This window comes from Dietzia sp. MNB45 (assembly GCF_051994785.1).
In the GTDB taxonomy this organism is placed as follows: domain Bacteria; phylum Actinomycetota; class Actinomycetes; order Mycobacteriales; family Mycobacteriaceae; genus Dietzia; species Dietzia kunjamensis.
The window spans coordinates 973,826-998,248 of sequence record NZ_CP163397.1 but is presented as its reverse complement, the minus strand read 5'-3'; the positions used below and the strand labels follow the sequence as shown (position 1 = coordinate 998,248).

Sequence of the window (24,423 nt, the reverse complement as noted above, 5' to 3'; positions counted from 1 at the left end):
GGCTCAGCCGCCCCACCGACCGCCGACGCCACGGACGTGGGTGACGTCGCCGGCGGCGACGGCGAACTCACCGTCGGGGTCGACGACGACGAGGCGGCCGTCGCGGTCGACCCTGTCCGCGCGCCCGGTCCGCACGACGTCCCCGGGTAGTTCGACCCTCACCTCGGCGCCGACGGTGGAGCAGGCCTCGGTGTAGGTCGTCATGAGCAGGTCCGAGACGGTCGATCCGCTCCCGTGCTCGCACTCACGCCACTGGCGATGGCGCAGAGCCAGCGCCTCCAGGACGGCGCGGGCCACGCCGTCCCGGTCACCGGACCCGCCGGCCAGCGCCAGCGAGGTGGCGTGGGGCACCGGCAACTGCTCGCGGGTGAGTGAGACGTTGATGCCGACCCCCACCACCACGGCCGGCAGCCGGACGGGGAAGTCCCCGCCGCCCGGCACGGTGGTCATCTCGGCGAGGATGCCGGCGATCTTGCGCCCGTCCACCAGGACGTCGTTGGGCCATTTGAGCGTCGCCTCCACGCCACCGGCCTCGCGCAGCCCGTCCCTCACCGCGAGGCCGGTGACGAGGGGCAACCACCCGAAGAGGGTCGGCGAGATCGCCCCCGGGCGCAACAGGACGCTCACGGCGACCTGCGTGCGCGGCGGGGCGGTCCACACGCGACCGAGGCGACCGCGACCGGACGCCTGGTGCTCGGCCAGCAACACGCTGCGGTCCGGCGCACCCACGGCCGCGCGGGAGATCAACTCGGCGTTCGTCGAACCGATGTCGTCGACGACGTCGAGAGACGAGTACGGCGCGTCCGGGCCCTCCACCAGAGCGCGACGGAGCGCGTCGGCGTCCAACCTGGGCGGGGTCTCGGTACCTGGATCTGCGTGCACGACCCCCAGCGTATGTCGCCGCTCGGACATCGGTCGGGGTCGCCGCCGGGGGATGTACGCCGGGTCACGTCGCCACGGAGGCGGGTCACTGGTTAGAGTCTTGCAACATGACGACTGCCTCAGAACCGGACGTGAGCGCCGACGTCCAGACGGACGCTGCGACCCCCGACATCCACACGACCGCCGGGAAGCTGTCCGAGCTGCGTCGGCGCCTCGACGAGGCCCGGGCCCCGATGGGGCAGGCCGCGGTGGACAAAACCCACGACAAGGGCCTGATGACGGCCCGCGAGCGCATCGAGAACCTTCTCGACCCGGGCTCGTTCGTCGAGATCGACGCGCTGGCCCGCCACCGGGCCACGACGTTCGGTCTCGCCGAGCGCCGGCCGCTGGGCGACGGTGTCATCACCGGCTACGGCACTATCGACGGCCGGAGCGTCTGCGTCTTCTCGCAGGACGCCACCGTCTTCGGCGGGTCGCTGGGCGAGGTCTACGGCGAGAAGATCGTCAAGGTCATGGATCTGGCCCTCAAGACCGGCCGTCCGATGATCGGCATCAACCACGGCGCCGGCGCCCGGATCCAGGAGGGCGTCGTCTCGCTCGGCCTGTACGGCGAGATCTTCCACCGCAACGTGCTCTCCTCGGGTGTCATCCCGCAGGTCTCCCTGATCATGGGCCCGTCGGCCGGCGGCCACGTCTACTCCCCCGCCCTCACCGACTTCACCGTGATGGTCGACAAGACGTCGCAGATGTTCGTGACGGGCCCCGACGTCATCAAGACCGTCACCGGCGAGGAGGTCTCGCAGGAGGAACTCGGCGGCGCCACCACGCACATGACCAAGTCGGGCGTGTCCCACTACACTGCCAGTGACGAGCAGGACGCCCTGGACTTCGTCAAGGACCTGCTCTCCTACCTCCCGAGCAACAACCGTGCCGAGGCCCCGCGGTTCCCGTTCCCCATCGCCGAGGGTGCGATCGAGGACAACCTCACGCTCGAGGACCACGATCTCGACACGATCATCCCCGACTCCTCCAACAGCCCGTACGACATGCACGAGGTCATCTCGCACATCGTCGACGACGGCGAGTTCCTGGAGATCCAGGGCCAGTACGCGATGAACGTCATCGTCGGTTACGGCCGCATCGAGGGCCGCAGCGTGGGCGTGGTGGCCAACCAGCCCACCCAGTTCGCCGGCTGCCTGGACATCAAGGCCTCCGAGAAGGCCGCACGCTTCGTCCGCACCTGCGACGCGTTCAACATCCCCATCCTCACGCTGGTCGACGTCCCGGGCTTCCTGCCCGGGACCGGCCAGGAGTTCGACGGGATCATCCGCCGCGGCGCCAAGCTGCTCTACGCCTACGGTGAGGCCACCGTCGGCAAGGTCACCGTCATCACCCGCAAGGCCTACGGTGGCGCGTACGACGTCATGGGCTCCAAGCACATGGGTGCCGACATCAACCTCGCGTGGCCGACCGCCGAGATCGCCGTCATGGGCGCCTCGGGAGCCGTCGGCTTCGTCTACCGCGACCAGCTCAAGCAGGCCGCGGCCAACGGCGAGGACGTCGACGCCCTCCGGCTCAAGCTCCAGGCCGAGTACGAGGACACCCTCGTCAACCCGTACGTCGCCGCCGAGCGTGGCTACGTCGACGCGGTCATCCCGCCCTCGCACACCCGTCTGCAGGTCGCCCAGGCACTGCGACTGCTCGACCGCAAGGTCGTCGAGGTGCCGGCCAAGAAGCACGGGAACATCCCGCTGTGACCGGCGAGCAGCAGCAGGACCCCGCCGGCCAGCCGGAGAAGCCGTTCTTCGAGATCGTGGGCGGCAACCCCACTCCCACGGAGGTGGGCATCCTGTCCGCGGTCTTCGCGACCGCGCAGGGGAACGCCGCCCACGCGAGTGAGCACGATACCGGCGTCAGGGATGACTGGGGATCCTACGAGGACCGCCTGCGTCCGCCGTTCGGATACAGCCCGAGCTCGTTCCTTAACCGCCGCCAGTACTGAGCGCAGAGGACTGGCCGCACCACGAGCCGCCCCCGTCCCCGTCCCCCAGCGTGCCGATGCACGCGCTGGAGCACGGGCACGGGGGCGGCTGTGTCGTATCAGGGCTGCTGCGTCGGATCAGTAGGGTGGTGGGACCGCCGCCGGACCGGTCGGCGGGCAGTTCCCGAGGAGGACCGTCGATGTCCGAGGAAGCCACCTCCGCCGGGCGGGAGGCCACGTCTCCCGGGCGGGACGCCGGGGCATCCGGCGGTCCCACCCGCGACCCCGCGGCCGAGGATCGCGATCACGGCCGCCGTGCCGGCACCGACGAGGGCACCGCCACGCACCACACCGACGTCATCGGGAGGGCGGCGCCGTCCGCCACCCGCCCCGGGGCCACGGTCGTCCACCGGGACGAGACCGCCAAGATCGTCGCGTTCGAGTTCGACGAGGGCCAGGAGATGGCCGACCACGCCGCGTTCCACCCCATCCTGATCCAGCTGCTGCGGGGACGCGTGGAGTTCGGCCTGCCGGACCGCACACTCGAACTGCGCACCGGCGAAATCCTCCACCTCACCGCCAAGCTCCGTCACCGGGTCCGGGCACTCGAACCCACCACGCTGACCATCACGATGCTGCTGCCGCGGTCCTGACCCGGTGGCTACGCTGAGGCCCATGATCGCGCTCGTCCTCGCTTCCGCCTCCCCGTCCCGACTGCGGATCCTCGAGCAGGCGGGGGTGGACCCGCTCATCCGCCACCCTCAGGTCGACGAGGACGCCCTGCAGGCCGCCCTGCCGCCGGGGACCCCGCACGTGCGGGTCGTGGAGGAACTGGCCCGCGCCAAGGCGGAGGACGTCCTGCAGCGCGAGGGCGAGTCGCTCGCGGCCGAGGCGAGGTCGGCCGGTGCCGACACACTCGTGGTGGTCGGGTGCGACTCGATGCTGTTGGTCGACGGCCACCTCGAGGGCAAACCCCACACCTACGAGCGCGCCATGGAGCGCTGGCGGAGGATGCGCGGGCGTCACGGGGTGCTGCTCACCGGCCACGCGCTGATCGTGGCCGATCTCACCGGCGACGACCCCCTCGCCGTCACCTACTCCGAGACCGACACGTCCGACACCACGGTGCACTTCGGCGCACCGTCCGACGCCGACCTCGACGTGTACCTGCGCACCGGGGAGCCGCTCGAGTGCGCGGGCGCGTTCACGATCGAGTCACTCGGGGGCTGGTTCATCGACCGGATCGAGGGCGACCCGTCGAGCGTGATCGGGCTCAGCCTGCCACTGCTGCGACGACTCCTCGAGGGTGCCGGAATCAACGCCCACCGCGTCTGGCGACCCGAGCTCCGGACGTGAATCCACCCGGGTTTCCCCACCCGGGGACGTGACCGGCCCAACAACTTCGCAGGTCAGGCCGCCCGGCGCCCGGCGGGCCCGCCCCCGCGGGCCAGCCCTTGGACCCCCAACACCACACATGAGGGGGGCCTCTCATTAGACTGCGGAAGAACTCGGTGGGCCCCACGGCCGATCGACAGTAGAGACGTTTACCTCCAGGAGGCCCTGAGTGCCCAGTCATGCCAGCTCTCACATCACCAAGGTCCTCGTCGCCAACCGCGGCGAGATCGCCGTCCGTGTGATCCGTGCGGCGAAGGACGCCGGCCTGGCCAGCGTGGCCGTATACGCCGAGCCCGACGCCGACGCACTGTTCGTCAAGCTGGCCGACGAGGCCTTCGCTCTGGGAGGCACCACCTCCGCGGAGTCGTACCTGGTCTTCGACAAGATCCTCGACGCCGCCGCCAAGTCCGGCGCGGACGCCATCCATCCCGGCTACGGCTTCCTGTCCGAGAACGCCGACTTCGCGCAGGCCGTCATCGACGCAGGCCTGATCTGGATCGGCCCCCCGCCGCAGGCGATCCGGGACCTCGGCGACAAGGTCACCGCCCGCCACATCGCCGAGCGGGCCAACGCCCCCATGGCCGCCGGCACCAAGGACCCCGTCGCGGGGGCCGACGAGGTCGTGAAGTTCGCCGAGCAGTACGGCCTGCCCATCGCGATCAAGGCCGCCTTCGGCGGTGGCGGTCGCGGTATGAAGGTCGCCCACAGGATGGAGGAGGTCGCCGAGCTCTTCGAGTCGGCCACCCGTGAGGCCGTCGCCGCGTTCGGTCGCGGCGAGTGCTTCGTCGAGCAGTACCTCGACAAGGCCCGCCACGTCGAGGCCCAGGTCCTCGCCGACCAGCACGGCAACGTCATCGTCGCCGGCACCCGCGACTGCACCCTGCAGCGCCGCTTCCAGAAGCTCGTCGAGGAGGCCCCCGCGCCGTTCCTCACCGACGACCAGCGCAAGCGGATCCACGACTCCGCCAAGGCCATCTGCAAGGAGGCCGGCTACTACGGCGCCGGCACCGTCGAGTACATGGTCCAGGGCGACACGATCTCCTTCCTCGAGGTCAACACCCGCCTCCAGGTGGAGCACCCGGTCACCGAGGAGACCGCGGGCATCGACCTCGTCCTGCAGCAGTTCAAGATCGCCGAGGGCGAGGTGCTCGAGTTCACCGAGGACCCCGCCCCGCGTGGCCACGCCTTCGAGTTCCGCATCAACGGCGAGGACGCGGGTCGCGGCTTCCTGCCCGCCCCCGGCACCATCACCGGTTACCACGAGCCCACCGGCCCCGGAGTGCGCATGGACTCGGGCGTCGAGCAGGGTGACACCATCGGCGGCCAGTTCGACTCCATGCTCGCCAAGCTGATCGTGTGGGGCGAGGACCGCGACCAGGCGCTCGCCCGCTCGGCCCGCGCCCTGGCCGAGTACAAGGTCGAGGGCATGGCCACGGTCCTGCCGTTCCACCAGCACATCGTCACCAACCCGGCGTACGTCGGCGACGGCAAGAGCTTCGACATCTACACCAAGTGGATCGAGGAGGAGTGGGACAACCCGATCGAGCCGTGGTCGCCCACCGGTGCGCCGGCCGACGACGACGAGCCCGTCGAGCGCAAGAAGGTCGTCGTCGAGGTGGACGGACGTCGCGTCGAGGTCTCCCTGCCCGGCGACCTGGCCTTCGGCGGCTCGCACGCCGGCGGGACCGTCCGCCGCAAGGCCAAGTCCCGCACCCGTGGCGGCGCCGCAGGTGCGGCCGCGTCCGGTGACGCCGTGTCGGCCCCGATGCAGGGCACCGTCGTGAAGGTCGCCGTGGAGGAGGGCCAGGAGGTCTCCGCCGGCGACCTGGTGGCCGTGCTCGAGGCCATGAAGATGGAGAACCCGGTCACCGCCCACAAGGACGGCGTCATCACCGACCTCGCCGTCGATGCCGGCGCCGCCGTGACCCAGGGAACGGTCCTCTGCGAGATCAAGTGACCTCGTGACGTGGTGGGCGTTCTCGCGCCCACCACGTGCCGAATTCCCGGCGCATCTGCGTCGAACTCGAATCCGCCCCTCGGATCTCGATCTCCGCCCCGGCCCCCGGGAGCGAGTCGAGATCCGAGGGGCGGATTCGTCGTCAGGGAGTCCGGACGCGGCCGGGCCACCCGGCCGACGCCGCCCGCATCCGGCCGGCCCGCCCGCACGCCGCCGGCCCGCCCGCACGCCGCCGGCCCGCCCGTACGGGGCCGGGTCAGCCGGTCGAGCTGTCGACCACGGGCTGGGCGCTGGCGGGATCGAAGGTCGCGTCCGCGAGGAACTCCCGGACCTCGGGCACACGCCGGAGGAATCCGTCCGCCTCGTCGTCGGACTCCGCCACCTGGCTCGCCTCCTCGGCGGCGACCCGCCGCTCGAACAGCTCCACCTCCCTGGCGATGCGGTCGTCGTCCCAGCCGAGAACGCCCGCCATCAACTCGGCGACCTCGCGAGCGCAGTCGACGCCACCGTGCTGGTACTCCATGGAGATCCGGGTGCGGCGCACGAGGACGTCCTCGAGGTGCAGGGCGGCCTCCGCGAGGGCGGCGTGCACGATCTCTACACGCAGGTAGCGCTCGGCTCCCCGGACGGGATCGAGGAGGTCGGGCCGGTCGGCGGCGAGCTCGAGGACGTATTCGGCGAGCGTCCCGTACCGCCCGAGCAGGTGCTGCATCTGGTCGTCGCGGATCTCGTACTGGTCGGCGATCCGGTCGGCGCGGTTGACCATCCCGGGGTAACCGTCGGCGCCCAGCAGCGGGATCCGCTCTGTCGTCGACGGCGGCACCTCGGCGGCCCGCTCCCCCAGTTCCGCCACGGCGGCGTCCACCGCGTCGGCGGCCATCACGCGGTAGGTCGTGTACTTGCCGCCCGCCACGACCACCGCGCCGGGGGCCACGGTCATCACGGCGTGTTCGCGGGAGAGCTTGGCGGTGGAGTCGGCGCCGCCGGAGAGCAGCGGGCGCAGGCCGGCGTACACGCCGCGGACGTCCTCGCGCCGGATCGGGGTGGTGAGCACCGAGTTGACGTGGCCGAGGATGTAGTCGATGTCCGCGCCGGTGGCCGCCGGGTGGGCCAGGTCGAGCTGCCAGTCGGTGTCGGTGGTGCCGATGATCCAGTACTCGCCCCACGGGATGACGAACAGCACGGATTTCTCGGTGCGCAGGATGAGCGCGGCCTCGGAGTCCACCTTGTCGCGGTCCACCACGATGTGCACGCCCTTGGACGCCCGCACGGTGAAGCCGCCCTCCTCGCCGAGCATCTTCTGCAGCTGGTCGGTCCACACGCCGGCGGCGTTGAGCACGGCCCTGGCCCGGACGTCGGTCTCGCGACCGGTCTCGGCGTCACGCACCCGCACACCGGTGACCCGGTCGCCGTCCCGCAGGTAGCCGATCACCTGGGTGGAGTTGGCCACGACAGCCCCGTGGTGAGCGGCGGTGCGCGCCAGGGTGAGGGTGTGGCGGGCGTCGTCGACGAGGGTGTCCCAGTACCGGATGCCGCCCACGACGGCGTCCTCGCGCAGTCCCGGGGCCACCCGGCGCGCTCCCGCGCGGCTGTAGTGCTTCTGCGGCGGGACGCTCTTGGAGCCGCCCATCACGTCGTAGAGCACGAATCCCGCGGCCATGTAGGGGCGTTCCCAGAACCGACGGGTGAGCGGGAAGAGGAACTTCAGCGGCGTGACCAGGTGCGGGGCCAGGCGCGTCATGCTGAGTTCGCGCTCGTGGAGGGCTTCGGCCACCAGGCCGAAATCGAGCTGCTCGAGGTAGCGCAACCCGCCGTGGAACATCTTCGAACTGCGGGAGGACGTGCCGGCGGCGAAGTCACGGGCCTCGACGAGCGCCACGTTCAGCCCCCTGGTGGCCGCGTCGAGCGCGCTGCCGGTGCCCACCACACCCCCACCGACGATCACGATGTCGAAGGTGTCCTCCGACAGTCTGCGCCAGGCCTCGGCGCGGCGGTCGGGGCCGAGGACGGATCGGGACCTGGTCGTGGGCATGGGCGCTCCCTCCGGGGCCGTGCGTGGGTTCCGGCCCGTCGCCGACGACTCTACGCGCGAGGCGGACGTGTCCACGCGAACGCGGACGTAGTCTTGTCCGTGTGACTCGCAGCTCCTACATCCTCGCGATCGACCAGGGCACCACCTCGACACGGGCGATCCTCTTCGACGACCGGGGCATGCCGGTGCCCGCGGCGACTGCGCAGGTCGAGCACCGGCAGATCCTGCCGAGGGCGGGCTGGGTCGAGCACGACCCGCTGGAGATCTGGCAGAACGTCCGCGCCGCCATGGCCCAGGTCGCGAGCAGCGTGGACCTCGAACCGGCGGCGGTGACCGCCATCGGCATCACCAACCAGCGCGAGACGGTGGTGGTGTGGGACCGGGAGACCGGCGATCCGGTCTACAACGCGATCGTGTGGCAGGACACCCGAACCTCCGGCATCTGCGCACGACTGTCCGAGGCCCACCCGGACGGCGACGACCGGTTCCGCGCCGCCACCGGCCTGCCCCTGTCGACGTACTTCGCCGGCCCCAAGATCCGGTGGATCCTCGAGCACCTGGACGAGCGGGGCGAACGCGGGACCGAGCGGGCCGAGGCCGGGGAACTGCTGGCGGGGACCATCGACTCGTGGTTGGTGTGGAACCTCACGGGTGGGCGCCGGGGTGGCGACGACGGCGAGGCGGCACTCCACGTCACGGATGTCACCAACGCGTCGCGGACCCTGCTCATGGATCTGCGGTCCCTGGAGTGGGGTGACGAGCTGTGCCGTGAGGTCGGCGTCCCCCGGGCGATGCTGCCGCGGATCGTCCCCTCCTCCGGGGTGCTGGGGCACGTGACGACGCGGCGGATGTTCGGCGGTACGCCCATCGCCGGGATCCTCGGCGACCAGCAGGCCGCGATGTTCGGGCAGACCTGCTTCGAGCCGGGCGAGGCCAAGAACACCTACGGCACGGGCGCGTTCCTGCTGCTCAACACGGGCACGACGCCGCAGTTCAGCGAGAACGGTCTGCTCACCACCGTGTGCTACCAACTGGGCGATGCGGATCCCGTGTACGCCCTGGAGGGCTCGGTGGCGGTTGCCGGGTCGCTGGTGCAGTGGCTGCGCGACAACCTCGGGGTGATCTCCACCGCCGACGAGACCGAGGACCTCGCGACGTCATTGGAGGACAACGGCGACTGCTACCTGGTGCCGGCGTTCTCCGGGCTGCTCGCCCCGCGGTGGCGGCCGGACGCCCGCGGCGTGATGGTGGGCCTGACCCGCTTCCACACCCGGGCGCACCTGGCGCGGGCCGCGCTCGAGGCGACGGCCTTCCAGAGTCGCGAGATGGCCGCCGCGATGGTCGCCGACGCCGGGGAGTCCGCCGATTCGCTGCGGGTGGACGGTGGGATGGTGGTCAACGACTTCCTCATGCAGTTCCAGGCCGACATCCTCGGGGTGGACGTGATCCGGCCGGAGGTCACCGAGACCACCGCACTGGGTGCCGCGTTCGCCGCCGGGCTGGCGGTGGGTCAGTGGGACTCCCCCGACCGGCTCCGTGAGCTGTGGAGGGAGGACTGCCGCTGGACGCCGCAGATGCCCGAGGAGGAACGTCAGCGGTTGATCAACCGGTGGGACGAGGCGGTCGAGCGGACGCTGGGCTGGGCGGGCGTCGAGGGCTGACCCGGCGGCGACCGGTGCGGTCGACGGGTGCGGTCGACGGGGTGTCAGACGGCGTGGAAGACCGCCGGCCGCAGCGGACGCACGGCCAGTCGGGAGCCCGTCCCGACGCGCTGACCCGTGGGTACCGGCACGGCGCAGATCTGGTCGGTGCCGTCGAATCGCATCCGCACCAGGGTCCGGGCACCCCCGAACTCGACGGCGGTGCACACGGCGTGACCCCGGATCTCCTCGTCGTCGTACCCGTCGTCGTACCGGGCCTCGTGCCCGGCGGCCCCGACACCGCGCACCTCCAGGCTCTCGGGGCGCCACAGGACGGTCCCCCGTCCCTCGGCGGGCGAGTCCAGCGGCACGGTGCCGAGGACCGTCTCCGCGGTCGCGCCGGTCGCGGTGGCCGGCAGGGCGACGGTCTCGCCGGAGAGGTCGGCGACCCCGCGGCTGACCGGATGGTGGTAAAGCCGCTCGGGGGTGTCGACCTGGGCGAGCTCGCCGTCGATGAGGACCGCGACGCGGTCAGCCGTCGCCATCGCCTCGGAACGGTCATGCGTGACGAGGATGGAGGTGGCCCCGGCCTCGGCGAGCAACGCCGCGACCTCCGCTCTCACCGCTCCGCGCAGGGCCGCGTCGAGCGCGCTGAAGGGCTCGTCGAGCAGGATCAGCCCGGCGCCGGGGGCGAGTGCCCGCGCGAGTGCCACCCGCTGCTGCTGACCGCCCGACAGTTGCGACGGCCTGTCACCCGCCCGGTCCGCCAGCCTGACAAGGTCGAGCACCTCGCGGACCCGCTCGGCACGCTCGGCGCGGCCGCGCCACCTCGCCAGGGGGCCCGGCGGCACCAGGCCGAACCCCACGTTGTGCGCCACGTCCAGGTGGGGGAACAGCGCGCCCTGCTGGGGGACCAGCCCGATCCCGCGCCGCTGGGCACTGAGCCGGTCGATGCGGCGGCCGTCCAGCAGGATCCGGCCGGACGACACCGGGTGCAGGCCCGCGATCATGCGCAGCATCGTGGTCTTCCCCGATCCGGAGGCGCCCAGGACCGCCACCGATTCTCCCGCCTCCACCCGGAGGGAGACTCCACGGACGACCGGGGAGCCGTCGTAGCCGCCCGAGACGGAGTCGAGTTCGAGTACCCCGCCGGGGCTGGGCTTCCAGGTCATGTCGCGCTCCGTTCGGTCTCGTTCGCCCGGCCCGGGGCCGCGGTCGCCGTGCCCGGGTCGCGTCGGCCGCCCGCGCCCCAGCCGAACGACCGACTCAGCACGAACGCGGGGATGACCGCCACGACGACCAACATGGCGGCGTACGGGGCCGCCTGCGAGTAGGCCGCCACCTCGGTGTGCGACCACATCGCGGTGGCGAGGGTCTCCGTGCCCGTGGGCCGCAACAACAACGTGGCGGGCAGTTCCTTGGCTACGCTGAGGAACACGAGGCTCGCCCCCGCGAGGATCCCCGGCATCGCCAGTGGCGCGACCACCCGGGCGAACGTGCGCAGACGCCCGGAGCCCAGGCCGGCCGAGACGTCCTCGAGGCTCACCGGGATGGCGCTGACCGAGGAGCGCACCACTCCCACCGCGAGCGGCAGGAACAGCACCACGTAGGCGAACACCAGCATCGGTGTCTGCTGGTAGAGGCCCGGCACCAGCCGGATCCCCACGAACACCACCGCGAGGCCCACCGTGATGCCCGGGAGCGCGAAACCGACCTGGGCGATGGTCTCGGTGGACCGCGCGACGAGCCCGTCCGAGCGCGCCGCGAGGATCCCGATCGGCAGCGCCAGGACGATGGTGGCCAGCGCCGCCACGGCCGAGACCCCGGCGGTGGTGCCGGCGGCCTGGAACACCGGCGCCCACGAGACGTCCACGCTCGCCGCGGCGCGCACCCACCGGGCGAGGCCGACGAGGGGGCCGAACACCCCGCCCGCGAGGATGACGGCGACGACGACGAGGGCGAGCCCCTTCAGGCGACCCAGCGGTAGCCGGGTGGGCGCCGAGTCGACCCCGGCGCCGACCCTCGCGACCTCGCCGCGTCGGGCCCGCCGCTCCCCGACCATCACGACCAGGGCCAACACGATGAGGACGCACGCCAGGACAGCCGCCGGGACACGGTCGAACGCCGCCCGGTAGGAGTGGTAGATGCCCAGTGTGAACGCCTCGTAGCGGAGCATCGCGACCGCCCCGAAGTCGGACAGCGTGTACAGCGCCACCAGGAGTCCGCCCGCGGCGACCGCCGGTCGGATCTGTCGGAAGGTCACCCCGAACACGGCGCGGGTGGTGCCGTGCCCGAGGGTGCGCGCGACCTCCTCGAGCCCCGGGTCCACCCGCCGGAGGGCGGCGGAGGCGGGGAGGAACACGTACGGGTAGCAGGAGATGGTGAGCACCGCGACGGCCCCCGGCAACCCGAGGACCTCCGGGAAGTCGGCCACCCAGAGGTAGCCGAGGACATACGACGGCGTGGCCAGCGGAACGCACAGGAGCGCACCGATGACCGGGGCCCCCGGTAGGTCGGTGCGGACCACGAGCCACGCCATCCCCACCCCGACGATCACGCTGGCGGTGGTGACCAACACGACCAGCACGACGGTGTTGCCGAGGAGGGTCAGCGTCCGACCGGAGCCGAGCACCTCGGCGGCGGACGCCGGGCCCCGTTCGCCCGCCCGGATGACCAGGTAGACCAGCGGGATGAGCGTCGCCGCACACGCCAGCACGGCGGCCGCCCCGAGGAGGGGCCGGCCGCCGCGCAGTCGCGTCAGCAGGTCGATGTCCGGTCCGTCAGATCATGCCGACGCGGGCGAGCATGGCCTGCGTCTGCTCGAGACCGTCCAGCTGACCGAGGTCGATGTCCGGGCCGCCGAGCGTGTCCAGCGGAGGGAGGCCGGCCGCGTCCGTGGCGATCCCCGGGACCACGGGGTACTCGCTGGTCTCCTCGACGAAATACGTCTGGGCCGGCTCGGCCAGGAACGCCTCGACGACGCGGCGGGCGTCGTCGGGGCGGTCCGTGGAGGCGAGGATCGCGACGCCCGCCACGTTGACCAGCGCACCCGGATCGCCCTGCGCCATGTACTTCACGCGGGCGCGCATGTTCTCCGCACCCTTCTCCGCGGCCGAGTTGTACCAGTAGTAGTGGTTGGTCAGACCGAGTTCGACGGCGCCCGCGTCGACGGCCTGCAGGAGCGCGTTGTTGTTCTCGAAGGTCTGCGGGTCGTTGGCGAGGAAGTCCCGCAGCCACTGCTCGGCGGCCTCGTCGCCCCGGTCCACCCGCAGCGCCGTGACGAAGGACTGGAACGACGCGTTGGTGGGCGCGTAGCCCACGCGCCCCTTCCACTCGGGGGCCAGGACCGCGTCGATGGTGTCGGGCACCTCGGCCTCGTCCAGTGTCCGGGAGTCGTAGATCAGGACGCGCGACCGCAGGCTGGTCGCGACCCAGGTGCCGTCCGCCGCGCGGTATTCCGCGGGGACGGCCTCGGTCACGGACTCGTCGAGCTGCTGCAGCAGGCCCGCGTTGTCGAGGGCACCGAGGGCCCCGGCGTCCTGTGAGAAGAACACGTCCGCGGGGCTGCCCTCCCCCTCCTCCGCGATCTGCGCCGCCATCTCCGGGGTGGAGGCGTACCGCACCTCGATGTCCACCCCGGTGGAGTCCGAGATCTGCTCGATCAGCGGGGCCACGAGGCTCTCGCTGCGACCGGAGTAGAGCACCAGTGCGTCCGATTCGTCGGAGTCCGAGGTGCAGGCCGCCAGCCCGAGTACGAGGGATCCGGCGGCGGCCAGGGCTGCAACACGACGCAGCTTCATTGTGGCTCCTTAGCGGTTCCCGACGCCGTGTCGTCGACGTCGACGGAGCTTAGCCTAACCTGAACGGCCCTTCCGGACAGTGCGCAGGGCACGCGACATCGTCTCCATCGCACCGGATGCCGGGGCGCCGGATGCCTGTCAGTCGAGGTCGTCGTGGCGCATGAGCTGGCGCGCCGCCTCGGTGATCGTGCCCGTCATCGACGGGTAGACCGAGAACGAGCCCGCGAGATCGCCCACCGTGAGCTGGTTCCGCACCGCCACCGAGATCGGCAGGATGAGCTCGGAGGCGGTGGGGGCGACGACCACGCCGCCGACCACCACGCCCGACGCCGGGCGACAGAAGAGCTTGACGAACCCGCGGCGCAGGCTGCGCATCTTGGCCCGGGGGTTGCCGGCCAGCGGCATGACCTCCACGCGCGCCGGCACCTCGCCGCTCTCGATCTGCGCGTGCGAGATGCCGACGGTGGCGATCTCCGGCCGGGTGAACACCGCCGAGGCCACGGTCTTGAGCTTGATGGGGCTGACGCCCTCGCCGAGGGCGTGGTACATCGCGATGCGCCCCTGCATGGCGGCCACGGAGGCGAGCGGGAACAGGTCGGTGCAGTCGCCGCCGGCGTAGATGCCCGGCGCGGTGGTACGCGAGACGCGGTCGACCTTGATGTGGCCGCTGCGCTGCAACTCGACACCGGCGCTCTCCAGTCCGAGGCCCTCGGTGTTGGGCACGGAACCGACGCAGATGAGGGCGTGGGACCCCTTGACCGTGCGACCGTCCCCGAGGCGGACGATGATGCCGTCCTGGAAGTGCTCGACCGCGTCGGCGCGCGCGTGCTTGACCAGCGAGACGCCCCGCTCACTGAGCGCCTCCTCCAGCACCAGGGCGGCGTCGGCGTCCTCGTGCGGCAGCACACGGTCGCGGCTGGAGACCATGGTGACCTTGACACCCATCTCCGTGAACGCCGAGACGAACTCGGCACCGGTCACACCCGATCCCACCACCACGAGGTGCGTCGGGAGCACGGTGAGGTCGTAGAGCTGACGCCAGTTGAGGATCCGCTCGCCGTCGGGCTCCGCGCCCGAGATCACGCGGGGGCTGGACCCGGTGGCCACCAGGACCACGTCGGCGTCGAAGATCTTCTCCTGGCCGTCATCGAACGTCACGGCCACCCGGTGGGAGGCCATGCCGGGCTGGGAGTCGTGCAGACGGGCCCGTCCGGACAGCAGCCGCACGCCCTCGCGCTGTAGTTGCGACCGGATGTCCGCGGACTGGGCGCGCGCCAGGGACTTGACCCGGCCGTTGACCTGACCCAGCTTGTAGGCGGTGGGATCGAAGTGCGCCTGGACGCCCATCTCCTCGGCCCGGCGCATGTCCGTGCGCACGCCGGTGGTGGCGATGAACGTCTTGGACGGCACGCAGTCACTCAGGACACAGTTGCCGCCGATGCCGTCGGAGTCGACGATCGTGACGTCCGCACCGTACTGGGCCGCGACCAGCGCGGCCTCGTAGCCGGCGGGGCCGCCGCCGATGATGATGATGCGTTGCGTCACATGTCCTCCACGGCTCACAGGGGTAAGGGCCGGGCGCCGCAGCCCGCTGTGGCGGATCGCGTCACGTCCGCCGTACACGGTAGTCGAACGCCACGATCGGGGACGCCGGGACATCTGGCCGCCACCGCCGAAGGGGCTAGGGTTGTGGGCGTGCCTCTCTACGCCGCGTACGGGACGAACATGTATCCCGATCAGATGAACACCCGCGCGCCGCACTCGCCCTTCGCGGGGACGGGTTGGCTCGAGGGCTGGCGCCTGACCTTCGCCGGGGACGACCCCACGTGGGAGGGTGCCGTCGCCACCGTCGTCGAGGACCCGGACTCCAGGGTGTTCGTGGTGCTCTACGACGTCCCCGACGAGGACGTCCGCGCCCTCGACCGCTGGGAGGGCACTGACCGGATGCCCGCCCGCAAGATCCGGGTCCGCATCACGCGCCGGCCCACCGTGCCCGACGGTCCCCCGGTCGACGCGCAGGAGTCCGAGTTCGCCGTGGACATCGCCCCGGCCGGCACCGACGACACCGTGCTCGCATGGCTGTACGTGATGGACGCCTTCGAGGGAGGTCTGCCGTCCGCGCGCTACCTCGGCCTGCTCGCGGACGCCGCCGAGTGCGCGGGGGCCCCCGAGAAGTACGTGCACGAATTGCGCACCCGCCCGTCGCGCAACGTCGGCCCCGGCGCCTGACGCGGATGGCGCCCCTGCTGACGCCCACCGACGAGGCCCGCGCGGCCGCCGCCCGGATCGCCGACCTGAGTGGCCGCGGGCACCACGACGTGGCCCTGGTCCTGGGGTCGGGCTGGTCCGAGGTCGTGACCGGACTCGCCGACCCGGGCTCCGCCGTGACCATCGCCCCCGCCGACCTCCCCGGGTTCGCCACCCCCGCGGTCGCGGGACACCGCGGGACGGTCACCAGTTGCCTGGTCGACGGGGTGCCGCTGCTGTCCGTGGCCGGGCGCACCCACCTCTACGAGGGCCGGGGTATCGGACCCGTCGTGCACCCCGCCCACGTCGCGGCCGCCGCCGGAGCGCGGGCGCTCGTGCTCACCAACGCCGCCGGCGGGCTGCGGGACGACCTCGCCGTCGGTGACCTCGTCCTCATCCGCGACCACCTCAACCTCACCGCTCGCTCGCCGCTCACCGGGCCGCTGTTCGTGGACATGGTCGACGCCTACTCCCCACGCCTGCGCGCGGCGGCCGCCGACGCGATGGCCGCGGTGGACGCGAGCCGCCCCTCCGAGGGCGTCTACGCCGCCATGCCCGGCCCCCAGTACGAGACCCCGGCCGAGATCAACATGCTCCGCACCCTCGGCGCCGACCTCGTGGGCATGTCGACGGTGCCCGAGACCATCACCGCCCGCGGGCTGGGCCTCGACGTGGTCGCGGTGTCGCTCGTGACCAACCTCGCCGCCGGCGTCACCGGGCAGCCGCTGGACCATTCGGAGGTGCTCGCCGCCGGAGCCGCCGGATCCGCCCGCCTCACCGGGGCCCTGCGCGCCCTCGTCCCCGCCGTCGCCCACTGCTGAGGGGCACACCCGTGACCGCGCCCGTTCCCGATCCCGCACCGCTGACCTTCGGCACCGCGGGCGTCCGCGCTCCCCTGGGGCCGGGGCCCGGCCGGATGAACGACGAGACGGTCACCCTCGTGGCCACCGCCGTCGCCCGATACCTGCGGGAACATGAACCACCCGGGTCGACGGTCATCGTGGGCGGGGACGCCCGGCACGGGTCGGCCCGATTCGTCGACGTGGTGGCTGCGGTGCTGGCGGCGCACGACCTCGTCGTCGTCGTCCCCGGCGCGCCCGTCCCCACCCCGGTGGTGGCCGCGGCGGTCCGCGCGCGCGGCGCGGTGGCCGGGCTCGTCGTGACCGCCTCCCACAACCCCGCGAGCGACAACGGCATCAAGGTCTACGGACGCGGCGGCGCACAGATCGTGCCGCCGACCGACTCCCGGATCGAGCGGCACCTGCACGCCGCGGCGCGGGAGGGGGTCGCCGTCCCCACGGCCGTACCCGGATCGGTGCGGGTGGACCCCGTGCTCGTCGACGACTACGTGGCCTCCGTCGTCACGGCCCTGCCACGGCCCGCCCGGCCGCCCCGCGTGGCACTGACCCCCGTCCACGGGGTCGGAGGCGATCTCTGCCGCCGCGTCCTGGCCGGGATCGGCGTGCTCGACGTGACGCTGGTGGCCGAGCAGGCGGACCCGGACCCGGACTTCCCCACCGTCGCCTCCCCGAACCCCGAACGGCCCGGGACGACCGCGCGGCTGCTGGAGTTGGCGGCGCGGATCGACGCCGACGTCGCGATCGCGCTCGACCCGGACGCCGACCGGTGCGCCGTGGGGTTCGCCGACCCGGACGGGCGGTGGCGGATGCTCGACGGCGACGAGACGGGCGCGGTGCTCGCCGACCATCTGCTGCGCGCGCCGCTTCCGGGGTCGGCCGCGGGCGACGAGCTCGGTGTGCCGGTCGTCGCGTCGACGATCGTCTCCTCGCGGGTGCCGTCGCTGCTGGTCCCGGCGCGCGGCGGTCGGCACGTGGAGACGCTGACCGGGTTCAAGTGGCTCGTGCGGGCCGGCGAGCCGCTGCGGTACGCCTACGAGGAGGCCATCGGGCACTGTGTCCTGCCGGACGTCGTGGCCGACAAGGACGGGGTCTCGGCGGCCGCGGTGTGGTGCGCGATGGTCGGATCAGGCGGACCGACGGTCGGCGCGCGACTCGACGCACTGGCCACGGAGTTCGGGGCGCACCTCCGGCGCAACGTGTCGCTGCCCCTGGCGGACGACGCGGACCCGGCGGCGGCGCTGAGGCGGGCGGCCGGGCTTCTCACCACCGTCGGCGAGGTCCGACCGCTGGAGGGGACCGCCGGCATCCGCGTGGACTCGGATAGTGCGCGCGCGGTGGTGCGGCCCTCGGGCACGGAGCCGCTGCTCAAGACGTACGTCGAGGCGTGGACCCCGCCCGGGCCCTCCGCGTCGGACCGCCGCGACGCCGCACGCCGGCTCGCGCGGCTCGGTGATGCGGTCGCAGGCGCGGTGGGCGGCTAGCGCTCAGCGCTTGCCGGTGGGCGGTTGGCGGTTGCCGGTTAGCGGGGGCCGAAGAGGCGGTCGCCCGCGTCGCCGAGGCCGGGGACGATGAAGGCGTTCTCGTCGAGGCGCTCGTCGATCGTCGCGGTGACCAGGGTCGCGGCCAGCCCGGAGGCGCGCACCGCCTCGATCCCCTCCGGCGCACACAGGACGCACACCACGGTGACCCCGGTCGCGCCGCGCGCCGCGAGCGTCTCCAGCGTCGACACCAGCGATCCGCCCGTCGCGAGCATCGGGTCCAGGACCACGACGTGACGTCCGGCCAGGTCCTCGGGCAGCGAGCACAGGTACGACACCGGCTGGTGGCTCTCCTCGTCGCGCGCGAGGCCGATGAACCCGACCTGCGCGCCCGGCATCAGACGAGTGGCCGGATCCAACAGGCCCAGGCCCGCCCGCAGCACCGGCACCACGAGCGGCACGCCGTCCACCGCGACCGCGGTCGTGTCCGTGATCGGGGTGCTCACGGTGACCTCGGTGGTCGGTACCGACCGGAAGGCCTCGTAGCAGAGCATGGTGCCGAGGGCGTCCATCGCGGCGCGGAACCCGGCCGTGTCGGTGGCGGAGTCGCGCAGCGTACGGAGCCGGTCCCCGACCAGCGGGTGATCCACGACGGTGATGTCCATGCCCGTCAGGATTCCATACGGAGGAAATCCCGGACCGGCTGGAACCGGATCGTCTTCTCGACGCGTCGAACCCTGTGACGGGACGAGAGAGAACGACGAGGGGACGCAGGACATGACGGACGGGGCGATCGACGTCCATGTCGACGGTTTACGCGAACTGGGAACGGGGCTGACCACCCTGGCCGACACGCTGGGGGGTGCGCTCGAGGCGGTGGACGGGCTGCCGATCGAGGCGGTGACGCCCGTGGTCGGGCCCGTGGGCGCCGACTTCATGTCCGCGCTCATGGCGGCGACCGCGCGGCACCGCGAGGTGTTGGCCGGGCTCACGCGGGTCACCGACGCCGCCGGGGTGCTCGTGTTGGAGACGGCCAGGCTCTTCGACGAGTCCGACGCCGCCGGCGCCGGGGCGATCGGCGCCGCCGGTGCCGCCGGTGCCGCCGGCGCCGATCTCACCGGAAAGTGGGTGTGATCCGGTGATCGTCGACGCGCTGGCCTACGCCGGCCCCATCAAACAGATCCTCGATCTGCTGTCCGCGGAGGAGTTCGTCCCCGCCGAGGCGCAGGACATCATGCGGCCGGTCAGTGACGGACTCGAGGCCGCGCAGCAACTCGGCCCGCCGCTGGAACGTCTGCTGTCGGAGTCGTGGGACTCCCTGGCCTCCCTGGGGGCCGCGCACTCGATCGCCGAGGTCGGCCGGACGATGGGCGCGCTCGGCGAGTCCGCCGCGGAGATCGCACGGGTCACCGCTGTGGCCGCGGAGATCGTGGTCCGGGGGACTGTCGAGGTGATAGGGATCGTGCAGCAGTTCCTCGCCCGTGCGGCCGCCATGGGGCCGGCCCTCCTCACCCCGCCGGGACAGGCCGGCCTCCTCGGGCTGGCCGCCGAGCACCTCGCGCGTGGGATCCAGGTGGCCGAGCGGGTCCAGACCGAGCTGAGGGTGCCGACCGCGGAGATGCGGGCCATCGCCGCCGGTATCCCCCCGGCCCCCCGCATGCCGGGCACGGTCGGGGCCGGTTCCGGCACCGGCGGCGCGATCGACGCCACCATGGTCGCCTACACCGAGTCCGGTCCGGACGCGGTCTTCGCTGCGGGCGGCGGCGCGGGCGGCGGCGGCGCGGGCGGCGGCGGCGCGGGCGGCGGCGGCGCGGGCGGCGGCGGCGCGGGCGGCGCGGGCGGCGCGGGCGGCGCGGGCGGCGGCGCGGGCGGCGCGGGCGGCGCGGGCGGCGCGGGCGGCGGCTCGTTTGACGGCGGTTCGTTCGACAGTGGCTCGTCGGGTGTCGCGGCGGAGTCCGCCGCCGGGTCCGGGTCCGTGCCCGGGACGGCGGGGTTCGGTGACGCCGGGTCCGGGGTGATCGGCGGCGGAACCGAGGTGACCCTGCCCGACGGCTCGGTCGTCACCGCCCCCAACGAGCAGGCCGCCGGCGCTGTCCGCAACGCGCTCAGTCAGCAGGGTGTGCCGTACGTGTGGGGCGGCACCACTCCCGGCCAGGGGCTGGACTGCAGTGGCCTGACGCAGTGGGCGTACGGGGACGCCGGTGTGGAGATCCCCCGCCTGGCCCAGGAACAGGGCGTGGGTGTCCAGGTGTCCCCGCAGGACGTCCTGCCCGGTGACCTGCTCGTGTGGGACGGCCACGTCGCCATGTACATCGGCAACGGTCAGATCGTGGAGGCCGGGGACCCTGTAGCGGTGTCCGGGCTCCGCACCGACAATATCGGCATGTCGTTCCACGGCTTCTACCGTCCGACCGGCTGATGGCACCCGACAGCTGCCGGCACACCGACCCGATGACCGGGGTGGTCGCCGAGGTCGGCACCGACGGCGTCCCGGTGGGCCTGGCCCTTCCGGAAGCCCTCCTCGACCGCCCGCCCGCGGAGGTGGCGCGCGCGGTCCTGCGCAGCCTCACCGCGGCCGCCGGCGACGCCCGCGATCTGCTGGAACGCCTCGCCGCCGACGACTGGGACGAGCGGGACTGGGACGAGCGGGACTGGGACGACAAGCCGGGCGGGTCTGTCAAGTGAGCGCCGGAGGACTGGACGTCGAGGCGTTTCTCGATCGTCTGCGCGGGATCGCGACCGAGTGGGAGTCGGCACACGACCAGCTGGAGACCCTGCGCATCTCGACGACCAGCCGGGACCGACTCGCCACCGCGACCGCGGACTCCGGCGGGAGCGTGGTGGACCTCGTGCTGGCGCCCGGGTTGCGCAGGCACGGGTCCGAGGTGGTCGCGGCGTCGATCCTCGAGGCCACGTCGGCTGCCGTGGAGCAGGCCAACACCCGTCGCGCGGAGCTGGTCTCGGGCTCGGTGGCCCTCGCCGTGAGCGGTCGGAGGCGGGAAGCCGAGGACGCCGCCCGTCATCACACCGACCCCGCCCCGGCGGGCCGTGGCACCGCCTGACGAGCCGTGGATATGCTGACCGGCATGGCCAAGGACATCGTCCCGATCGAGCTCGGTCTCCCGGAGGGAGACGTCACGACCCTCTGGGCACCCAGCTGGCGGGAGGACAACGACGACTGGGAGGCGTTCCTCGGGCTGGACGAGGACCTCTACGCCTTCGACTCGACGGCCGAACTCCTCGCCCTGGTCCGCAGCGGCGCGGAGCACGATCTGCAGGACCACCCCTCGTGGGAGCAGTTCGCCGGATCGGACGTGCTCGCCTTCCGCGCCGCCGAGGAGAACTGCTACGACCTCGTCGGCGTCCTCGAGCTCCTCGGGGACGATCCGACCGAGTCGTCGGTCGACGAGATCGATCAGTCCTTCGCGATCGCTCGCTCGATCGGCGAGGTGTGCGAACTGGACACCGTCACCAAGTTCTTCAACGGCAACCCGGTGCTCGCGTCCGTCACGCACGGCATGGACGAGTTCTACGGCCGCGACGGGCTCAAGCTGTGGAAATCCATCCGCAAGACGGTCGCCAAGGGCTGGGACGACGTCCTCGACGCCATCCAGGACGTCATGACCACCCCGGAGATCGACCGCGCCGAGGTCGAGCGAGCGCGCCACGACCTGGAGACCGCCGAGGCCGCGCTCCCCGAGCCGGAGCCGGAGCCCGAGCCCGCCCCGACCGGGTACCCGGAGGGCTCGCTCTGGGAGAGCGTGGGGATCGACCCCGTCAGGATCGTGTTCGCCGACCAGGAGTACCTGAGTCTGCGCTGCTACCTGGGTGACCGGCCGGTGTTCCTCGGCGACGGTGACCAGGCGTACGTCTTCACCAGTGCGCGCGGCCTGTCCCGCTACCTGGCCGACAACGACGACGACACCCTGAGCCGGGTGGCCACCTACGAGCGCGTCAAGATCGCCGCGACCGACGGCAGCCTGGACGTGCACGTCACAGACGACAACGTGTACGTCCTGGCCGGGCTCGACCGCGACATCGAGGTCGGGCCGGAGATGGTGGACTCCGACCAGCTCGGCCTGGCGGTCGAGTTCGTCACCGACCTGGCCACCTACGTCGGCGACGCCGAACTCGAGGCGTCGGTGACCGGGCGCGGGTCGGCGCTACGGCGCTACCTGCACTACGTCCTCAACCCCGACGACGCCAAGCTGCTCGAGCCGACCGCACCGTACGACGACGAGGCGTCCGAGTGGCGTGACCTGGTCGACGACGTCGAGAAGCTCGTCACCACGCCCGACCTCGCCTGATCCGGGGGTGCGTCGCCCCCGGCGTCCGTTCACCAGCCGCGCAGTCGCTCGGTCACCACGCCGGCAGGACCGCGATCCGGGCCCGTCCCGAACGCGGCCGCCACCTCGTCGAGTGCGGCCGGCAACCGTGCGGTGTCGCCCGCGTGGACGGTGGCCACCACCTCGCCGACGCGGACGTGTTCGCCCTCGACGCGGTGCAGCATCACGCCCGCGCCCGGGTCGACCGCCTCGCCGGGGCGGGTACGCCCCGCCCCGGACAACCACGACGCGCGACCGACCCCGAGCGCGTCCCACCTGATCGGACCCGACGCCGGGGCCCGCACCTCCTCGACGTGCGCCGCCCGCGGTAGGACCGCGTCCGGGTCCCCGCCCTGCGCGGAGATCATCGCCCGGTAGGAGTCCATGGCCCGCCCGTCCGCCAGCCGGGCACGCGGGTCGGCGTCCGGGATCCCCACCGCGGCGAGCGCCTCGAGCGCCAGCGCGCAGGTCAGGTCGACCATGTCGGCAGGCCCCCCGCCGGCGAGGATCTCCCGCGCCTCGGCCACCTCGAGCGCGTTGCCCACGGCGCGACCGAGGGGCGTGTTATTGGCGGTCACCAGGGCACTGGTCCGCACACCGGCGGCGGCGCCGATCCCGACCATCACCCGCGCCAGCTCGGCGGCGTCGGCGGGGTCGGGCAGGAACGCGCCGGAGCCGAACTTCACGTCCAGCACCAGCGCACCGGTGCCCTCGGCGATCTTCTTGCTCATGATGGACGCGGCGATCATCGGGATGGACGGGACGGTGCCGGTGACGTCCCGCAGCGCGTAGAGGGCCCGGTCGGCGGGGGCGAGGTCGGCCCCGGCAGCGCAGATCACGGCCCCGGTCCGCGTCAGGACGGCACGCATCTCGTCGGCGTCGAGGTCCGCGCGCCACCCGGGGATGGACTCGAGTTTGTCGAGCGTGCCGCCGGTGTGGCCGAGCCCCCGGCCCGACAGTTGCGGCACGGCCACGTCCCACGTCGCCAACAGCGGTGTCAGGACGAGGGTGATCGCGTCGCCCACGCCGCCGGTGGAGTGCTTGTCGACGGTGGGCACCACCCTGCCGCCGCGGGTCAGATCGGACAGGTCCATCCGGGTTCCGGAGCCCACCATCGCCGTGGTCCACCGGGAGATCTCCCGGTCGGTCATCCCGCGGAAGTAGATCGCCATCGCGAGCGCGGACATCTGCTCGGGTGCGACGACCCCGCGGGTGAACCCGTCGACGATCCAGTCGATCTCGTCGTCGTCGAGTTCCCGCCCGTCCCGCTTGGCCTCGATGATCCGCACGGCGTCGTGTCGCGCGCTCATCCCGGAGCCACTCACCGCAGGTCCCCCGGTCCGAAGGCGTCCGGGAGGAGCTCGGCGAGGCGCACCGCGCCGCGCGCGGTGTGGACCACCAGCCCGGGGCCGCCGTGTTCGTGCAGGAGTTGTCGGCAGCGTCCGCACGGCGCGAGGGGGTCCCCGGTGTGGGAGACGACGACGAGCTCGAGCAGCCTCCCGCCGCCGGTGCGGTAGAGGTCGGAGACGAGCGAGCACTCGGCGCACAGGGTCAGGCCGTAGGAGGCGTTCTCGACGTTGCACCCGACGACCATCCGTACCCGCCCGTCGGGGTCGCCGGCGGGCGGGTCCACGTCCGGGCCAACGGCCAGCGCGGCGGCCCCCACCCCCAGCCCGGAGTACGGACGGTAGGCACCCCGTGCGGCGGCGAGGGCGGCGTCGGTGAGGCCGGCGACGATCGCGTTGTGTTGTGCTGCGGTTTCGTCCTGGGACACCTGGCTTACCCCTCGGTAACATCTTTTAGGCTTCCCTAACTGGGAGAACCCG

Annotated in this window: 23 protein-coding genes; 14 read left to right on the top strand and 9 right to left on the bottom strand. The window is 72.6% G+C overall.

Annotated features, from left to right (window positions below; translation table 11 throughout):
- Positions 1-3 precede the first annotated feature (3 nt).
- The gene (locus AB5G72_RS04820; protein WP_440221113.1) at positions 4-912 is read right to left on the bottom strand and encodes a biotin--[acetyl-CoA-carboxylase] ligase; all 909 of its coding nucleotides are present in this window, start codon (positions 910-912) and stop codon (positions 4-6) included.
- A 77-nt stretch (positions 913-989) separates the two neighbouring features.
- On the opposite strand from AB5G72_RS04820, the gene AB5G72_RS04815 reads away from it, so the two are divergent.
- From AB5G72_RS04815 to AB5G72_RS04795, 5 genes are all read left to right on the top strand, one after another.
- Positions 990-2,639 carry an acyl-CoA carboxylase subunit beta gene (locus AB5G72_RS04815; RefSeq protein ID WP_317470469.1) on the top strand — a complete coding sequence of 550 codons (1,650 nt, stop codon included), beginning with the start codon at positions 990-992 and terminating at the stop codon, positions 2,637-2,639.
- The gene (locus AB5G72_RS04810; protein ID WP_096905894.1) at positions 2,636-2,884 is read left to right on the top strand and encodes an acyl-CoA carboxylase subunit epsilon; all 249 of its coding nucleotides are present in this window, start codon (positions 2,636-2,638) and stop codon (positions 2,882-2,884) included. The genes AB5G72_RS04815 and AB5G72_RS04810 overlap by 4 nt, the downstream gene beginning before the upstream one ends.
- A gap of 179 nt (positions 2,885-3,063) precedes the next feature.
- Entirely contained in the window at positions 3,064-3,516 is a 453-nt protein-coding gene (locus tag AB5G72_RS04805; RefSeq protein WP_440221112.1) for a cupin domain-containing protein, read from the top strand.
- A gap of 22 nt (positions 3,517-3,538) precedes the next feature.
- Entirely contained in the window at positions 3,539-4,219 is a 681-nt protein-coding gene (locus AB5G72_RS04800) for a Maf family protein (protein ID WP_096905895.1), read from the top strand.
- 208 nt (positions 4,220-4,427) lie between these two features.
- On the top strand, positions 4,428-6,215 hold the full coding sequence (locus tag AB5G72_RS04795; protein ID WP_119191961.1) for an acetyl/propionyl/methylcrotonyl-CoA carboxylase subunit alpha: 1,788 nt from the start codon (positions 4,428-4,430) through the stop codon (positions 6,213-6,215).
- Between the two features lie 256 nt (positions 6,216-6,471).
- Here AB5G72_RS04795 and AB5G72_RS04790 read toward each other — a convergent pair whose 3' ends face one another.
- A complete protein-coding gene (locus AB5G72_RS04790) occupies positions 6,472-8,247 on the bottom strand; it encodes a glycerol-3-phosphate dehydrogenase/oxidase (RefSeq protein ID WP_069389189.1) in 1,776 nt (591 codons plus the stop codon).
- Between the two features lie 101 nt (positions 8,248-8,348).
- On the opposite strand from AB5G72_RS04790, the gene glpK reads away from it, so the two are divergent.
- Positions 8,349-9,908 carry a glycerol kinase GlpK gene (gene glpK, locus AB5G72_RS04785; protein ID WP_440221111.1) on the top strand — a complete coding sequence of 520 codons (1,560 nt, stop codon included), beginning with the start codon at positions 8,349-8,351 and terminating at the stop codon, positions 9,906-9,908.
- Positions 9,909-9,952: 44 nt separating this feature from the next.
- Here glpK and AB5G72_RS04780 read toward each other — a convergent pair whose 3' ends face one another.
- From AB5G72_RS04780 to AB5G72_RS04765, 4 genes are all read right to left on the bottom strand, one after another.
- Positions 9,953-11,059 (bottom strand): ABC transporter ATP-binding protein, encoded by a 1,107-nt coding sequence (locus tag AB5G72_RS04780; RefSeq protein ID WP_366220879.1) that lies wholly within the window; start codon positions 11,057-11,059, stop codon positions 9,953-9,955.
- Positions 11,056-12,603: an ABC transporter permease gene (locus AB5G72_RS04775; protein ID WP_338082608.1), complete on the bottom strand. Its 1,548-nt coding sequence runs from the start codon at positions 12,601-12,603 to the stop codon at positions 11,056-11,058. The genes AB5G72_RS04780 and AB5G72_RS04775 overlap by 4 nt, the downstream gene beginning before the upstream one ends.
- A gap of 64 nt (positions 12,604-12,667) precedes the next feature.
- Positions 12,668-13,687 (bottom strand): iron ABC transporter substrate-binding protein, encoded by a 1,020-nt coding sequence (locus AB5G72_RS04770; protein ID WP_440221110.1) that lies wholly within the window; start codon positions 13,685-13,687, stop codon positions 12,668-12,670.
- Positions 13,688-13,825: 138 nt separating this feature from the next.
- Positions 13,826-15,232 (bottom strand): NAD(P)H-quinone dehydrogenase, encoded by a 1,407-nt coding sequence (locus tag AB5G72_RS04765; protein ID WP_067712206.1) that lies wholly within the window; start codon positions 15,230-15,232, stop codon positions 13,826-13,828.
- Positions 15,233-15,382: 150 nt separating this feature from the next.
- Here AB5G72_RS04765 and AB5G72_RS04760 point away from each other — a divergent pair, with 150 nt between their 5' ends.
- The 3 genes from AB5G72_RS04760 to AB5G72_RS04750 are packed head-to-tail and all read left to right on the top strand — an operon-like array spanning position 15,383 to position 18,275.
- Positions 15,383-15,916 carry a gamma-glutamylcyclotransferase family protein gene (locus AB5G72_RS04760; RefSeq protein WP_067712430.1) on the top strand — a complete coding sequence of 178 codons (534 nt, stop codon included), beginning with the start codon at positions 15,383-15,385 and terminating at the stop codon, positions 15,914-15,916.
- A gap of 5 nt (positions 15,917-15,921) precedes the next feature.
- Positions 15,922-16,755 (top strand): purine-nucleoside phosphorylase, encoded by an 834-nt coding sequence (locus AB5G72_RS04755; protein WP_440221109.1) that lies wholly within the window; start codon positions 15,922-15,924, stop codon positions 16,753-16,755.
- An 11-nt stretch (positions 16,756-16,766) separates the two neighbouring features.
- Positions 16,767-18,275: a phospho-sugar mutase gene (locus AB5G72_RS04750; RefSeq protein WP_440221108.1), complete on the top strand. Its 1,509-nt coding sequence runs from the start codon at positions 16,767-16,769 to the stop codon at positions 18,273-18,275.
- 38 nt (positions 18,276-18,313) lie between these two features.
- Here the strand turns inward: AB5G72_RS04750 and upp are convergent, their stop codons facing one another.
- Positions 18,314-18,937, bottom strand: coding sequence for a uracil phosphoribosyltransferase (gene upp, locus AB5G72_RS04745; protein ID WP_069388394.1), 624 nt, complete (start codon positions 18,935-18,937; stop codon positions 18,314-18,316).
- A gap of 112 nt (positions 18,938-19,049) precedes the next feature.
- Here upp and AB5G72_RS04740 point away from each other — a divergent pair, with 112 nt between their 5' ends.
- Genes AB5G72_RS04740 through AB5G72_RS04720 form a run of 5 tightly spaced genes read left to right on the top strand, consistent with a single transcriptional unit; the run spans position 19,050 to position 22,579 of the window.
- Positions 19,050-19,406 carry a type VII secretion target gene (locus tag AB5G72_RS04740; protein ID WP_185951363.1) on the top strand — a complete coding sequence of 119 codons (357 nt, stop codon included), beginning with the start codon at positions 19,050-19,052 and terminating at the stop codon, positions 19,404-19,406.
- 4 nt (positions 19,407-19,410) lie between these two features.
- On the top strand, positions 19,411-20,691 hold the full coding sequence (locus AB5G72_RS04735) for a C40 family peptidase (RefSeq protein ID WP_440221107.1): 1,281 nt from the start codon (positions 19,411-19,413) through the stop codon (positions 20,689-20,691).
- On the top strand, positions 20,691-20,957 hold the full coding sequence (locus AB5G72_RS04730) for a hypothetical protein (protein ID WP_440221106.1): 267 nt from the start codon (positions 20,691-20,693) through the stop codon (positions 20,955-20,957). Before AB5G72_RS04735 ends, AB5G72_RS04730 begins: the two co-directional genes overlap by 1 nt.
- Complete coding sequence (locus tag AB5G72_RS04725) at positions 20,954-21,334, top strand: YbaB/EbfC family nucleoid-associated protein (RefSeq protein WP_120286187.1); 381 nt, start codon at positions 20,954-20,956, stop codon at positions 21,332-21,334. Before AB5G72_RS04730 ends, AB5G72_RS04725 begins: the two co-directional genes overlap by 4 nt.
- A 24-nt stretch (positions 21,335-21,358) precedes the next feature.
- Positions 21,359-22,579: a primosomal protein gene (locus AB5G72_RS04720; protein WP_440221105.1), complete on the top strand. Its 1,221-nt coding sequence runs from the start codon at positions 21,359-21,361 to the stop codon at positions 22,577-22,579.
- A 29-nt stretch (positions 22,580-22,608) separates the two neighbouring features.
- Here AB5G72_RS04720 and AB5G72_RS04715 read toward each other — a convergent pair whose 3' ends face one another.
- A complete protein-coding gene (locus tag AB5G72_RS04715) occupies positions 22,609-23,907 on the bottom strand; it encodes a thymidine phosphorylase (RefSeq protein ID WP_440221104.1) in 1,299 nt (432 codons plus the stop codon).
- A gap of 11 nt (positions 23,908-23,918) precedes the next feature.
- Positions 23,919-24,371: a cytidine deaminase gene (locus tag AB5G72_RS04710; protein WP_067712178.1), complete on the bottom strand. Its 453-nt coding sequence runs from the start codon at positions 24,369-24,371 to the stop codon at positions 23,919-23,921.
- Between the last annotated feature and the right edge of the window lie 52 nt (positions 24,372-24,423).